The 13134-nt window shown below is 67.8% G+C and carries 14 protein-coding genes; 10 read left to right on the top strand and 4 right to left on the bottom strand.

Annotated features, from left to right (window positions below; genetic code table 11):
* From QHF83_RS41970 to QHF83_RS41955, 4 genes are all read left to right on the top strand, one after another.
* The coding region (locus QHF83_RS41970; protein WP_282423728.1) for a hypothetical protein at nucleotides 1-515 on the top strand (515 nt) is incomplete at its 5' end.
* Entirely contained in the window at nucleotides 512-1051 is a 540-nt protein-coding gene (locus QHF83_RS41965) for a chemotaxis protein CheW (RefSeq protein ID WP_282423727.1), read from the top strand. The genes QHF83_RS41970 and QHF83_RS41965, both read left to right, overlap by 4 nt.
* Nucleotides 1052-1059: 8 nt before the next feature.
* Nucleotides 1060-2703, top strand: a complete 1644-nt coding sequence (locus QHF83_RS41960) for a methyl-accepting chemotaxis protein (protein ID WP_282423726.1) — start codon at nucleotides 1060-1062, stop codon at nucleotides 2701-2703.
* Nucleotides 2704-2748: 45 nt separating this feature from the next.
* On the top strand, nucleotides 2749-4881 hold the full coding sequence (locus QHF83_RS41955; RefSeq protein WP_282423725.1) for a response regulator: 2133 nt from the start codon (nucleotides 2749-2751) through the stop codon (nucleotides 4879-4881).
* 16 nt (nucleotides 4882-4897) lie between these two features.
* Here the strand turns inward: QHF83_RS41955 and QHF83_RS41950 are convergent, their stop codons facing one another.
* From QHF83_RS41950 to QHF83_RS41935, 4 genes are all read right to left on the bottom strand, one after another.
* Nucleotides 4898-5119: a hypothetical protein gene (locus QHF83_RS41950; RefSeq protein ID WP_282423724.1), complete on the bottom strand. Its 222-nt coding sequence runs from the start codon at nucleotides 5117-5119 to the stop codon at nucleotides 4898-4900.
* Between the two features lie 7 nt (nucleotides 5120-5126).
* A complete protein-coding gene (locus QHF83_RS41945) occupies nucleotides 5127-5666 on the bottom strand; it encodes a hypothetical protein (protein ID WP_282423723.1) in 540 nt (179 codons plus the stop codon).
* Nucleotides 5667-5836: 170 nt separating this feature from the next.
* Entirely contained in the window at nucleotides 5837-6178 is a 342-nt protein-coding gene (locus QHF83_RS41940) for a 4Fe-4S binding protein (protein WP_282423722.1), read from the bottom strand.
* Between the two features lie 66 nt (nucleotides 6179-6244).
* Nucleotides 6245-7195 (bottom strand): LysR family transcriptional regulator, encoded by a 951-nt coding sequence (locus tag QHF83_RS41935; protein WP_282423721.1) that lies wholly within the window; start codon nucleotides 7193-7195, stop codon nucleotides 6245-6247.
* A gap of 77 nt (nucleotides 7196-7272) precedes the next feature.
* On the opposite strand from QHF83_RS41935, the gene QHF83_RS41930 reads away from it, so the two are divergent.
* The 6 genes from QHF83_RS41930 to QHF83_RS41905 all read left to right on the top strand — a co-directional run bounded on the left by QHF83_RS41930 (nucleotide 7273) and on the right by QHF83_RS41905 (nucleotide 13127).
* Nucleotides 7273-7701, top strand: coding sequence for a DoxX family protein (locus tag QHF83_RS41930; protein ID WP_282423720.1), 429 nt, complete (start codon nucleotides 7273-7275; stop codon nucleotides 7699-7701).
* 38 nt (nucleotides 7702-7739) lie between these two features.
* Nucleotides 7740-8324, top strand: coding sequence for a malonic semialdehyde reductase (locus QHF83_RS41925; RefSeq protein WP_282423719.1), 585 nt, complete (start codon nucleotides 7740-7742; stop codon nucleotides 8322-8324).
* Between the two features lie 376 nt (nucleotides 8325-8700).
* On the top strand, nucleotides 8701-9249 hold the full coding sequence (locus tag QHF83_RS41920) for a hypothetical protein (protein WP_282423718.1): 549 nt from the start codon (nucleotides 8701-8703) through the stop codon (nucleotides 9247-9249).
* Between the two features lie 3 nt (nucleotides 9250-9252).
* The gene (locus QHF83_RS41915) at nucleotides 9253-10647 is read left to right on the top strand and encodes a DUF5010 domain-containing protein (protein WP_282423717.1); all 1395 of its coding nucleotides are present in this window, start codon (nucleotides 9253-9255) and stop codon (nucleotides 10645-10647) included.
* Nucleotides 10648-10836: 189 nt separating this feature from the next.
* Nucleotides 10837-11637 (top strand): hypothetical protein, encoded by an 801-nt coding sequence (locus QHF83_RS41910; RefSeq protein WP_282423716.1) that lies wholly within the window; start codon nucleotides 10837-10839, stop codon nucleotides 11635-11637.
* Nucleotides 11634-13127 carry a DUF5010 domain-containing protein gene (locus tag QHF83_RS41905; protein WP_282423715.1) on the top strand — a complete coding sequence of 498 codons (1494 nt, stop codon included), beginning with the start codon at nucleotides 11634-11636 and terminating at the stop codon, nucleotides 13125-13127. Before QHF83_RS41910 ends, QHF83_RS41905 begins: the two co-directional genes overlap by 4 nt.
* Nucleotides 13128-13134: the final 7 nt, after the last annotated feature.

The following is a 13134-nucleotide window of genomic DNA, read 5'->3' as shown; positions in this document are numbered from 1 at the left end:
CACACCTCGCTGCGCATGCGCGACCCTCACACGGCGCGGCAGGACGGCCGGCGCGCGCGGCGGCTCGCGCGGCCCCGCCGCCTGCAGCGACCCCGGCGCCCGCGCCCCCTGCGCCCGCGCCGAATCGTGATGCGGAAGCGGAGGCCTTGCGCCTCGCCGATCTGAGCCAGCCTGCCGCCGTGCTCGCGGTCGTCAAGGGGCTGCTCGAGCAGCCCACGACCGAGCCGATCGGATACATGATCCGCGCACAACTCTCGCTGGAGCGCGGTGAGCCCGAGCCCGCCGTGGAGGACCTGCGTCGGACGTTGTTCATGCGGCCCGAGCATCGACTCGCGCGCTACTGGTACGTCGTGGCGCTGCAGAGAGCCGGCCAGGTCGGGCAGGCCATCACGCAGGGACGCGCGCTGGAAGCACTGCTCGCGAAATGCGCGGCCGACGCGCTGCTCGAGGACGGCGAGACCACGGCGGGGCAGCTCCTCGACGCCGTACGGTTCGTCAAGGAAGGGCTCTTATGAAACCACGACACGAAAGCGACACGTCGCGCGAGGAGATCCTCGCGCGGCGCGCGGAGCGCCTGGCCGCGACGACGAGCGACGACAAACCCCGCCGGATCGCCGCCCAGGTCGCGCTCGTCGGCGCGGGCGCGCAGCGCCTCGGGATCCCGGTCGAGGTCTTGCGCGAGATCGTCCCGATGCCCGACATCACCGCGCTGCCGGGTCTGCCGCGCTGGCTTCTCGGGATCACGCACGTGCGCGGCGAGATCGTCGGCGTCGTCGATCTCGCGTCGATCCTCGGCGCTGGCGGAGAGCGCGCGGGCGCCATGGCCGTCGTGCAGGGCACGGGGGGGCCGCTCGGGCTTTCGGTGGAGTCCGTCCTCGGCTTCCGGGACATCTACGAGGACGAGCTGTCGGCGCAGATGAAGGCCGATTCGCAGCGTCCCATCCAGGCCATGACCAAGGACCTCGTGGCGATCATCGACGTCGAGCGCCTTCCCGTCGCGTATGGCGAGGGGGAAAGTCCGCGCGCGGGGACGCGGGCGATCACGGATTGAGGAAAGACATGAACTTGACGATACGCGGCAGGATGCTGGCAGGGTTTCTCGCGGTGACGATTCTCTCGGGCGTGCTCGGCATCGTGAGCGTGTACGAGGCGGGCAACCTGCGCAACGTCAGCCGGGATCTCGCGGAGAACACCGTCCCGAGCGTCGATTCGCTCGGCCTGTTGAACGCGAACACCTCCGATCTTCGCCTGCTCTACCTCAGCCACATCGACTCGACGAACGAGGGGGAGATGGGGCGCATCGAGGTCGAGATCAAGACGATGCAGGAGTCCATCGACAAGAGGATCCGGGAGTACGAGCGCGCCATCACGACCGATGAGGAGCGGAAGCTCCACGACACGTTCGTCGTCGCGCATCGGGCGCACCTCGCGGAGGCCGCGCGTCTCCTCGCGAGGAGCCGCAAAAACGAGAACGAGGAGGCCCGCAAGGACTTCTTCGCCGCGGCGAAGACGCATTACGATGCCTCGAACATCGCGCTCGACGGACTCCTCGATTACAACCGGCGCGAGGCGATGTCCGCAGCCAGTTCCGCGCAGGCCACGTACACCGAGGCGCGGAACATGTTGATCCTCGTCATCGGGTTCGTGCTCGCGGTGGCGGTCACGCTCGCCTTCTGGCTGTCGGGGACGATCGCGGCGCCCATCTCGCGGCTCGTCGAGGTGTTCCGCAGGATGGCGTCGGGCGACACGGCGGGCGCCGCGGACGAGCTCAAGCTGGTCGACACCGCCACGGGGGGCGCGCAGGCGAACGACGAGGTCGGCACGCTCGTCACGGCGGCGCGCGAGATGACCGAGGGGCTGCGGACCGTGACGAAGAGCATGCGCGAGGGCGTCGCTCGGCTCTCCACGAACGCGACGCAGATCAGCGCGACCGCCAAGGAGTACGCCGGGACGGCGTCCGAGCAGGCCTCGGCGGTGACGGAGGTCAGCACGACCGTGGAGGAGATGAAGCAGACGAGCGAGGCCGCCGCGGCGAGCGCGCGAGAGGTCGCGCAGATCTCGGACGAGGCCGCGAAGAACGGCCACCTCGGCCGCGACAAACTCTTCGAGGCGATGGCCATGATGCAGACGATCAACGAGCGCGTCGCCGGCATCGCGTCCCAGATCCTCCAGCTCTCCGAGCAGACCTCGCAGATCGCGACGATCGTCGACGCCGTGAGTGATCTGGCCGAGCAGAGCAACCTCCTCGCGGTGAACGCGAGCATCGAGGCCGCGAAGGCCGGCGAGCAGGGCCGCGGCTTCTCCGTGGTCGCGTCGGAGGTGCGTAGCCTCGCCGAGCAGAGCAAGCGCGCGACCCAGCAGATCCGGGGCATCCTCGCGCAGATCCAGAAGGCGACGCAGAGCGCGGTGATGGCGACCGAGGAGGGCACGAAGCGCTGCGACGACGGGCGCCGCTCCGTCGAGGCCGTGCGCGACATCGTGGAGAGCCTCGCCGTGGTGCTGAGCGACAGCGCCTCCCGGGCGCGGCAGATCGCCGGCGCGTCGGCGCAACAGGCCTCCAGCGTCGCGCAGATCGCCTCGGCGCTCGGCGGCATCACGAAGGCCGCGCGGGACAACGCCACCGGCGTCCGGCAGCTCGAGGGCGCGGTCGTCGACATCGAGCGCCTCACGCTCGACCTCAAAGCGACCAGCGATCGGTTCTAGCCGCGCCGAGCGGCTCTGTGGGGCCGAGGGCGGGAGCGAGGCGGGATGAGCCAGAGCGACAACGACGACATTTGGGCGCTGTTCTGCGACGAGGCGACGGAGGCGCTGGAGGATCTTTCGCGGGTCGTCGAGCGCTTCGCGGCGTCGGAGACGCTGGGCGACGCTTGGGCGCTCGAGCGAGCGCTCCGGATCCTCCACAACATCAAGGGGGCGGCGCGCGTCGCGGGCAGCGAGGGCGTCGAGGTCGTCGCGCACGGCCTCGAAGAGGCGCTCGGCGCTTATCGCCGGGAGGGCGCGCCGATCGCCGACGTGATCACGCGTCTGCGCGACGGGATCGGCCTCATTTCGCGTTTCGTGGGGGGAGATGCGCCCCTCGAGGCCGCGCGTGATTTCGCGTCCTCCCTGGAGCCGGAGACGTCCTCCTCCTCCTCCTCCGAGCACGCGACCTCCGCGAATTCTGCCCCCGCGGGTGACACTCTGCCGGCGGCGAAGCCGGGCGCCCCGTCGAGCGTGGCGAGCGCCACCACGGTGCGCGTCGAAGCGAGCCGCCTCGACGATCTGATGCAATTCGCCGAGGAGTTCTTGGTCGCGCAGGGGCGCAGGCACGTGCGCCACGCCGAGCTCGAGCAATGTCTCCTCGAGCTCTCGCAGATCGAACGAGCGGCCTCGGGGGAGCTGCGACACGCCCTCGGCGAGGTCAGCCGCAGGCTGGATGGATTGGTCGAGGCGAACCGGCAGGACGTGCAGCGCTCCGGGCACCTCGTCCGCGACTGGTCGGCCGCCGTCAAACGCGCTCGCATGCTGCCGCTCGCTGGGGCGGTGCCGCAGTGGAGGCGGACGGTGGCGGAGACCGCGCATGCCCTCGGCCGCGAGGCGCGGCTCGTCGCGGACGTGGGGGACATCGAGGTCGACCGGCAGATCCTCGACGGCCTGCGGGATCCGATGCTGCACCTCCTGCGCAACGCGGTGGATCACGGCATCGAGCCGCCCGAGGTCCGGGAGCGCCAGGGCAGACCACGCATGGGCACGATCCGCGTGCGCGCCCGCGCTCCCGGGATGATGGTCGAGCTCGAGGTGTCCGACGACGGACGCGGCATGGATGCCACCGAGATTGGCCGACGCGCCGTCGAGCGGGGGATCTTGTCGCCGGAGCGGCTCGCGCGCATGAATGCCGCCGAGACCGCCGAAATCGTCTTTTTCGCGGGTTTTTCCACCGCGTCGTCGGTCAGCCACGTGAGTGGCCGCGGCATGGGCCTCGATATCGTCAAGCAGCGCCTCTCGGAGCTCGGGGGCCACGTCCGGATCGCCGAGCCCACGATGGGCGGCGGCACGTTCCGGATGGAGGTGCCGGCGACGGTGGTGTCGACGAAGGCGCTCCTCGTGCGCACGGCGCGCACCGCCTACGCGCTGCCGACGGCCTACGTGGCGCGAGCGTTCCGCGTGGCCTCCTCCGAGGTGCAGGTCGTCGACGGCGTCGCGGCGGTGCCGGATGCCGAGGGCGAACCTCTGCGGCTGCGCTGGCTCTCGGCGCTGATGCAGGAGCCCCGACAAACCGATCCGGCGAAGCTCCTCGTCATTGCCCTCTCCGACGGCGCGACCCGCCTCGGCGTCGTGGTGGACGAGGTCGTCGGTGAAGTGGAGTCCGTCGCCAAAGGGCTCCCGTGGAACATCCCGCGCCTTCCGGGCATCGCGGGGGCGATGATCCTGGGCAGTGGCGTTCTGGCCGTCGTCCTCGACGTGCCGCGCCTGCTCGATGTCGCGCGTGGTCGAAACGGCGAGCGCACGGAGACCGTTCACGCGGCGGAGGCGATGAAGAAGCGACGCATCCTGGTGGTCGACGATTCGCTCACGAGCCGGACGCTGGAGCGGAACATCCTGGCTGCCGCGGGGTACGACGTGGACACGGCGAACGACGGCGAGGCCGCGTGGCAAGCGCTGCAGGGAGGCGCTTACGATCTCGTCGTCTCGGACGTCCAGATGCCGCGGCTCAATGGTGTGGAGCTGACACAACGGATTCGCGCGCATCCGAAGTTCAAGAGTTTGCCCGTGATCCTCGTGACCAGCCTGGACAGGCCGACGGATCTGGCGCAGGGGAGCGCCGCGGGGGCCGACGAGTACATCGTCAAGGGCCGCTTCGACCAGCGCAAGCTGCTCGAGGCCGTGGCGCGGCTGATATGAAGCGGCCCGCCCCCATTCATTTCTCGACCTGACGTTCGATGTCGTCGAGCTCCTTCTTGTAATTGTCGGTGGTGATCTCGCTGGCCGCTTTGTCCTCGTAATCGGCGGGGACGGCGATCTCGGTGTCCCCTGCGGGGAGCGCCTGGGAGGCGGCGCTCGCGGGCGCGTCGTGCGGGCTTGCCGCGCCGCCCTCGCAGCCGAGGAGGAGGCACATACCCATCCAGAGCAGATGCTTCATGAATCGCCTACTTTCGTGACTGGATGAACTTCGAATAACGCGCGTTTTCCTGTTCCAGGACCTTCTTCGCCCGCTCGGCCGTGGCCGTGTCGCCGGACTGCTCGGCGAGCTTCTGGATCCGCTCGAGCCGCGCGATACGTTCGGCGTGGTGCTTCATCTCCTGCTGGAGCGCTTCATCCATCGGCCGGCGTTTGAGCGACGCCTCCACCGCGGGCCGCTCCTTGTCGACCTGGGCTTTGCGCCGGGCGGCGCGCCCTTGGTCTTCCTCCCGTCGAGGCGCGGGCGGCGCGCCCGCATCCGGCGGCCCAGGGCGGAGCGTATCCCCGGGCTTCGCCGGCGGCTCCGCGGGCTTCGCGGGCTCTCCGGGCCTGCGCGCGGTCGGATCATGACCTTCGCCGGGCTTCCCGCCCCGCCCGCCGTGGGGCGCGGCCTCGATTCCCGGTTTGTGCGGCTGTCCTGCCGCGGGCGGAGCCGATTGCGCAAGAGCAACCCCCGGCACGATGGCCATCAACGTGGTCCACGCAAAGGCACGTCGTTTCTGCCGCATCGCCGACCTCCATCTGGATTCGCTACAATGTCCTGGCCGCGGAGGACTGCTCGAACAGGCTCCTCGACCGACGAACACAGCCTGCGCCCGCGGCATGAGCCGCTCATGAAGGCAGCATTTGGGATTGTTAACGGCTCTGGACCATGTTTGGCGCGAGCGGCTCGCCGGGGCTATTTGCGAACGAGCTCGATGGCCTTCTCGGGGCAGGCGACCACGCACAGCCCGCAGGCTTTGCACTGATCCGCGTTCGGCGTATAGGCGGTTTGCCTGCCGTGCGCGCGGCTCTTCAAACGCGCGAAGAACCCGAGCGCGTTGAAATCCGCATCATCCATGCGCCGCACCTCGAAGACGCCGTACGGGCAAACCTCCACGCAATCACGTTTGCCCTCGCACCTCGCTCGATCGACGACCGGCGTATATAGCCCAGGCTCGGCGCGGCACTCCTCGCCGGGACGATCGGGGTGCTTGGCGGCGCGGCGCGCTTTTTCCTTGTCGATGCTCTCGCGGCTCATGGCCCCGAAGATAGGGTACGGAGGCGAGGCACGGCGTGAAGAACTGTGAAGCCGCAAAGCGGCCCGTCACGCGCTTTTGCCGACGCGCTTCTTCACCGCCCGCTTCGGCATCGGTGCGTTCGTCCGCGCGACGAGCTCCGGCGCCCATGCCACCAATGCGTCGATGAACGCACGCACCTGCGGAGGCATGAATTCCCGCTCCGGATAGACCACCGCGATGTGCGACTCCCCCTGGAGCGCGCCCGGGAGCACGTGCACGAGCGCGCCGCTCTCGAGGTGCGGGTGCGCCAGTATCAGCGGCAAGAGCGCGATCCCGAGGCCTTCGAGCGCGGCGTCGCAGAGCAGGTAGACGTCGTTCGCGAAGAGCGCGCCCTCGACCTGGAATTTGCCGCCGGAGAACGGCCATTGCGTCTGCGGCAGCTCCCCTCGGGCAAACCCCATGAGGCAGCGGTGGTGGCGGAGATCGCGGCGATTGCGCGGCGTGCCGTGGGCTTCGAGGTAGGCGGGCGAGGCGACCGCGAGGGTGGGCTCGCGCGCGAGCGTCCGGGCGACGAGGCCGGGCTCGAGCGCGGTGGTGGCGCGGAGCGCCACGTCGTAACCGCCGCGCTGGAGGTCGACGTGCTGGGTCGTGCTGTGAACGTGGATCCGGACCTCGGGGTAACGCCGCGCGAAGTCGCAGATCATCGCGCTGAAGCTCGTGCCGGTCATCGGCGGCACCGAGACGCGCAGCTCGCCGCGGACGGCGTCGTCGGTCTTGCGCACGCTCGCCTCGGCGTGGTGGACGGCGTCGAGCACGATGCGGGCGTGTCGGTGGAGCGCCTCGCCCGCGTCGGTGAGGACGAGGCTGCGTGTGGTGCGGCGGAGCAGGCGCACCCCGAGCCGCTCCTCCAGCCGCGCGAGGCGACGGCTGATGGTGGCGCGGGGGACGCCGAGCTCGGCGGCGGCGCGGGAGAGCGATCGCGCTTCCACGGCCTTCGAGAAGGCGAGGAGCTCGGAGGTCTCGAGGGGGTCGTCCATCTGGATCAAATCCTGTCAGGTGCTTCCAATTGTTGATGCATTGTTACAGGCGCCCGCAGGACTGACAATGCCTGTTCATGAACGACAAGGCACGAACGATCGGTTACTGGGTCTCGACGGGTCTCCTCGGATTTGCGTTCGCCGCGGGCGGCGTCGCCGATTTTTCCGGGTCTCCGCAGGTCCTGGAGGGCATGACGCACCTCGGCTATCCGGCCTACTTCGCCACCATCCTCGGCGTGTGGAAGGTGCTCGGCGCCGTCGCGCTGCTCGCCCCCCGCTTCCCCCGCCTCAAGGAGTGGGCGTACGCCGGCATCTTTTTTGATCTCACCGGCGCCGCGTTCTCTCACGCCGTGAGCGGCGATCCCGCTGGCAAGGTGATCACGCCGCTCGTCCTCGTCGCCGTCGCCGCCGCCTCGTGGGCGCTCCGCCCCGAGAGCCGCAAGCTTCCGAGCGAAGCGAAGCGCGAGGCCGAAGCCCGCATCGGCAAGCCCGCCCTCGCGATCTGAATGGACTGCGTCCCCCACCTCCCACTCCACGAGGCCCCATGAGCGACCATCTCCTCCAGCAGATTTTCGTCGAAGCACGTACCCACAATGGCTGGCTCGCCGAGCCCATCGACGACGCGACCCTGCACCGCCTTTACGAGGCCCTGCGCCTCGGGCCGACCGCGGCCAACAGCGTGCCGGCGCGGATCGTCTTCGTGAAGAGCCCCGAGGCGAAGGAGCGCCTGCGCCCCTGCCTCGCCGAGGGGAACGTCGAAAAGACCATGAGCGCGCCCGTCACGGCGATCATCGCATACGACACGCGCTTCCACGAGAAGATGCCGAAGCTCTTCCCGGCGCGCCCGACGATGGGCGAGGCCCTCGCCGCGATGCCGCAGGAGCAGCGCGACTTTCTGCTTCTGCAAAACGCCTCGCTCCAGGCCGGCTATTTGATCCTGGCTGCGCGCGCGCTCGGGCTCGACTGCGGGCCGATGGCCGGCTTCGACCGGGAGAAGGTCGACGCGGCGTTTTTCGCCGACGTGCCGTGGAAATCGATCCTCCTCGTCAACCTCGGCCACGGCGACCCGGCGAAGCTCTTCCCGCGCAATCCGCGCCTCGATTTCGAGGAGGCCTGCCGCATCGAGTAACCTGCAATGGCCCCGCGGACATGGGGGATCCGCGGGGGCCGCGCGCCTCGCGTCCACGGCGACGCCGCGCAGTAAATGACCCAATTTGCCTATTATTTTGCTTGGGGCCGCTCCTGCGCGCGTGGTAGGGAGGGTGGGCGTACACGCAAACGCCATCCAAAGCGACGCGAGTCAGGGTATGAGCTCCTTCCGCGCTGGTCTTGCCATCGTGCTCGTCGTGCTGGCCGCCGGCGGCCCGGCCGTCGGCTGTATCGGTCCCCAAGGCGCCGTGCAACCGTGCCCGCCTTGTCCATGTGAGAATTCCTCGTCGGGAGCAGGCTCCTCGGACGCGACGCCCGCCGCGGCTCGGGGCGACTTGCCAGTCCCCGATCCCGTCGTGCCCACGGGCCCCATGATCTGGGACGGCGGCGGCATTTCGAACCTGCCCACGATCGAGCCGCCGGGGAGCTGGTTCGTGTACAGCGACAAGACCGGCGGCGTGAAGAAGCCGCCTTCGGTCGAGGAGTTCACGAGCGCGATCGAGAACGGGGCGATCCACACGACGGGGAAGGGATATACCGAATGGGGCGGCGGGATCGGCACGAACCTGTGCGGCGCGCAGCTGCTCACCCCGGTGGACGGCACGAAGTACAAGGGCATCCGTTTCAAAGCGTCCGGCTCCACGCCGATGAAGTTCCTCGTGGCCACGGTGGACACGATGCCGGAGTTCGGTCGTTGCAAGAAATGTTACGACCATTTCACGGTCATCATCACCAACCTTTCGGCGGAGATGAAGACCTACGAGTTCAAGTGGAGCGACCTGAAGCAGCTCGGATGGGGCGACAAGGCCAAGCTGGATACGAAGGCGCTCGTCGGCTTGAACTGGACTTCCAAGGACGCGGTCACGTGGGACTTCACGATCGATGACGTTGCCTTCATCGAGTGAACCATGCGCGCCCGTGCCCTCGTTCGCTCCTTTGCACTCCTTTCGCTCCTTTGCGGCTGCGGGCGGGGTTCGTACGATCCCACGGACGACCTCCGTCCGACCCCGCCTCCCACGGCGCTCCCGGAGAACGTCGATTTCGAGCTTCGAGCCGAGTTCGACGGCCCCTGCGCAGCGCGAGCGACGATCGACGTGAACCTCGGTCACACCCCCGAAGCGTTCGTCCGCGCGGCGCACTGCCAGATTCACGGCGCGGAGCCGAGCGCCGAGCTGATCGCGACATTCTCCGACGAACTCCGGACCCGTGACTGGGTAAGGCGGATCGACGTCGTGCGCCGCCTTTGCAAGGATGCGGGCAAGGTGTGTCCTTTATCGTATTCCGATCCCTGGAAGGAGCAGGTGCTGCTGACGACGCCGTGCGTGCGGAAGACGCAGCGCGATGTGGGCGCGGTCCTGATGTTCTTCAGTGAGTGCCCCGGCGGCGTCAATTGCGACCTCGATTGGGCCAATACCCACGCGAGGGGAATGGATTCGACCCATCGGCTCTACGCGTTCGGCGCGGCGGCGGAGGGCTACTACCATCCGGACAACGCCGGGTTCTGGAAGCGCGAGCTCTACGATGCGCGCTGGGCGGGGCTCCAGTTCCTGCTCGTGAATACGTACGGACCGGATATCGGCAGGCTCGGCAGGTTGAGCGAGGCGCTCGCCGACATGGGCGGAGGCATCCAGATTGCGCTCTTCGATGACACCTGGTCCTGGGGGCGGCCGCAGCAGCCGCCGCCCTGGAACGTCGCCCCCAATCTCGACGACACCGACGCCGCGGCGCAGGTGATCTATCAGGCGAAGTGGAAGCCGTTTTTCCAGGCGATCGCGCGCGAGCACTGGTACCTCGTCGAGGATCGCCCGTTCATCTATTTCTACAACGCGGGCACGCTGAAGCCCCTGAGCGTAGCGGCGGGCGTTTTGGCTCGGCTCAAGGAGCTTTTCGCCGCGGATTTCGGCGTCGAGCCGTTCGTCGCCGTGGATCGCGCGTTTTTCCTGGATCCCGGCACACTGGCCGTCGCGGATTCGCAGTTCATCTGGGACACGTTCGGTGACGAGGACAGCCACTTCGACCTCAAAGGCGTGACGCACGACCACTTCATGGTGAAGTGGGATTCGCTGGGGCGTGATCGCCCGGGCGATCTTGCGACCCAGACCGATCGGCTCGTGAAGGGCCCGGAGCTCCTCGAAGAGGCCCTCGAAAGCTCCGCGGTGTCCGATCTGGCGGTGTTTGCCACGTGGAACGACCTCGGGGAGGGCACCGGCATCCACCGCAACTACGACTACTACCACCAGGGGAAGTGGCTCACGCCCCACGCCTTCATGAGCATTTTGCGCGCCGCGCAATGTGAGCCGTAGAAGTGGCCTCGTGCCCACTTCGAGCATGGTTTCAGTTTTACCGCTGGCGCAGCCGAATTGCACCCCGAGTAAATGCTGATGTTTGACCATGATTCGCATTGACGGTGCCTGCGGAGTTCGCTGAATCTGTACACGAGCTGTTCACGACAGCGACGAACTCTCGAAACTTGCAAGGAACGGGGCGAGACCATGAAGCGTATTCCTGCGTTGCACGTGTCCATCTATACGGTCGTTTGCACCTTGGCGTTGGCGTCGGCGTGCTCGTCGGGCACCGGCGATCCCAACGGAGGCGCAGGCGCCGGGAGCGCCAGCAGCAGCGGAAGTGGCGGCGGAAGCAGCTCGTCGAGCAGCGCGGGCGGCAGCGGCGGTGGCGGCGGCTCGTCGACGCCCAGCGTTTGCGACGACAACGTGCGCGTGCTGACCGTCGATGATGCGTTCGTGGACGACTTCGAGACCGATATGGCTTTCCCCGGCTGGTACTCGTTCGCGGATACGGACGCCGTCAACTTCGACAAGATTGCCCGCGAAGGCGAGGGCGCCGTCACGACGACCATGGCCGGCCACGTGAGCGCCACCGGCGTCAAGGCGCCGACCGAGGGCGGATTCGGCGCGGGCTTCGGCTTCGGCCTGAAAGACGCGAACGGGGCGTGTGCCGGCATTGCGGCCTTCGACGGCATCTCGTTCTGGGCGAAGGGCACCGCCGGCGCCGACAACGCGCTCAGGGTCCAGGCCGTGCACCCGGCGACGCAGGCCAAGGCGGACGGCGGCGACTGCGAGACGAATTGCTACAACCACCCCGGAAAGAACATCACGCTGACGTCGGAGTGGAAGCAATACACCATCAAATGGAACGAGCTCGCAGGATCGGTGCAGGTCAAGGACGTCATCCTCGGCCTGAGCTGGATCACGCCGGGCCCCGATTTCGATATCTGGATCGACGAGGTGACCCTGTTCTCGGGCACGGCGCCGACCGGTCCCATCGGCAAATGAATCCGCGAAGCGTCGCGACCGGCCTCGGGTGGGCGGCCCTCAGGGGGCCGGTCGCGCTGATGCTCGGCCTCCTTTCGGGCTGCTTCGACCAGACGGTGAGCCATATCGACAATCCGCGGCAGGGCCCGGCGGCAGCGGTGGGCACGGGGCCGGTGGCCCAAGCGGCGGGAGCGCGAGCCATGCATCATGCCATCGACGAAAAGGACCTCGGACCGTTCAAGCTCAAGCCCGAGTGGAGCGGTCCGTGCCAGCGCGCGGAGGTCGTCGATGTCAACCTCGGGCACGCGCCGGAGAACTTCGTGCGCGCGGCGTATTGCCAGATCACGGGCAAGGAGCCGAGCGCGGAGATCGTCCGGAGCTGGGCCGAGAAGCTTTCGACCCAAGCGAGAACCCGTCGCATCGATGTCGTGCGGTCGATCTGCGAGGAGGAGAAGCGGATCTGCCAGCTCGCCTATTCCGATCCCTGGGAAAACCATCCCGAGCTCACGGGGGCTCCGGTCAAGAAGGTGAAGCGCGACGTCGGCGCCGTGTTCATGTACTTCTTCAATTGCCCGAACGAGGTCAATTGCAAGATGGACTGGGCGAACACGCACGCGCCGGGCATGGCCGAGGAGCACCCGCTGCTCGGCTTCGGCGAGAAGAAGGCCGGCTATTACGTGCCGAGCAACCCCGGCTTCTGGCGGCGCGAGCTCGTCGATGCGAAATACGCGGGCCTGGATTTCTTGCTGCTCAACACGTATGGCCCGGACATCGAGGACAAGAAGCTCGAGCCGCTCGCGCGGGCCCTCACGAGCCTCGAGGATCCGATCAAGATCGCGTTCTTCGACGACACCTGGACCTGGGGCCAGCCCTACTTCTCCGAGGCGTGGAAGCAGAAGCCTGACCTCGACGATACGGAGGCGGCGGCGAAGCGAATCTACGAGATGAAATGGAAGCCTTTCTTCTCGCAGGTGGACAAGCGCCACTGGTATCGCTTCAAGGGCAAACCCTTCGTTTACTTCTACAACGCCGGGACGCTCCTGCCTCGCACCAAGTCCGCGGCCCTCATCACGAGGCTCAAGGAGATGTTCGCCGCGGACTTCCAGGAGGAGCCGTTCGTGGACGCGGACTCCGCTTATTTCGAAGACGCGGCCATGGAGCGCGTGGCGGACGCGCGTTATCAGTGGTTCACGTTCAATTCCCCGGAGCGCCGCAGCCGTTCGACGCTGAAGGGCCACGTCATCGATCACGCAATGGTCAAGTGGGACGCGGTGGGCCGCGATCATCCAGGAAAGCTTCCCCGCCAGACCGACCTGATCATCAAGGACGCGGTCGTTTTTTCACGGGTGCTCGAGGAGACGCGCGACGCGGAGTTGCTCGTGATCGCGACCTGGAACGACCTCGGCGAAGGCACCGGCATCCACCGCAACTACGACTACTACTTCCACGGGCAGTGGCAACGCCCCGACTACTTCATGCAGCTCCTACGGAAGTCGCAGAGCGGATTATGAAGGTCGA

The sequence above is a fragment of the Polyangium sp. 15x6 genome (genome assembly GCF_029960785.1).
Lineage (GTDB): Bacteria > Myxococcota_A > Polyangia > Polyangiales > Polyangiaceae > Polyangium.
Note: the sequence above shows the minus strand (reverse complement) of the source record. Positions and strands in the feature narration are given on the sequence as shown.

What these genes read in the sequence shown, in the direction of transcription:
- QHF83_RS41965 (WP_282423727.1), top strand. Translation starts at nt 512, where the DNA reads ATGAAACCACGACACGAAAGCGACACGTCGCGCGAGGAGATCCTCGCG.
- QHF83_RS41960 (WP_282423726.1), top strand. Translation starts at nt 1,060, where the DNA reads ATGAACTTGACGATACGCGGCAGGATGCTGGCAGGGTTTCTCGCGGTG.
- QHF83_RS41955 (WP_282423725.1), top strand. Translation starts at nt 2,749, where the DNA reads ATGAGCCAGAGCGACAACGACGACATTTGGGCGCTGTTCTGCGACGAG.
- QHF83_RS41950 (WP_282423724.1), bottom strand. Translation starts at nt 5,119, where the DNA reads ATGAAGCATCTGCTCTGGATGGGTATGTGCCTCCTCCTCGGCTGCGAG.
- QHF83_RS41945 (WP_282423723.1), bottom strand. Translation starts at nt 5,666, where the DNA reads ATGCGGCAGAAACGACGTGCCTTTGCGTGGACCACGTTGATGGCCATC.
- QHF83_RS41940 (WP_282423722.1), bottom strand. Translation starts at nt 6,178, where the DNA reads ATGAGCCGCGAGAGCATCGACAAGGAAAAAGCGCGCCGCGCCGCCAAG.
- QHF83_RS41935 (WP_282423721.1), bottom strand. Translation starts at nt 7,195, where the DNA reads ATGGACGACCCCCTCGAGACCTCCGAGCTCCTCGCCTTCTCGAAGGCC.
- QHF83_RS41930 (WP_282423720.1), top strand. Translation starts at nt 7,273, where the DNA reads ATGAACGACAAGGCACGAACGATCGGTTACTGGGTCTCGACGGGTCTC.
- QHF83_RS41925 (WP_282423719.1), top strand. Translation starts at nt 7,740, where the DNA reads ATGAGCGACCATCTCCTCCAGCAGATTTTCGTCGAAGCACGTACCCAC.
- QHF83_RS41915 (WP_282423717.1), top strand. Translation starts at nt 9,253, where the DNA reads ATGCGCGCCCGTGCCCTCGTTCGCTCCTTTGCACTCCTTTCGCTCCTT.
- QHF83_RS41910 (WP_282423716.1), top strand. Translation starts at nt 10,837, where the DNA reads ATGAAGCGTATTCCTGCGTTGCACGTGTCCATCTATACGGTCGTTTGC.
- QHF83_RS41905 (WP_282423715.1), top strand. Translation starts at nt 11,634, where the DNA reads ATGAATCCGCGAAGCGTCGCGACCGGCCTCGGGTGGGCGGCCCTCAGG.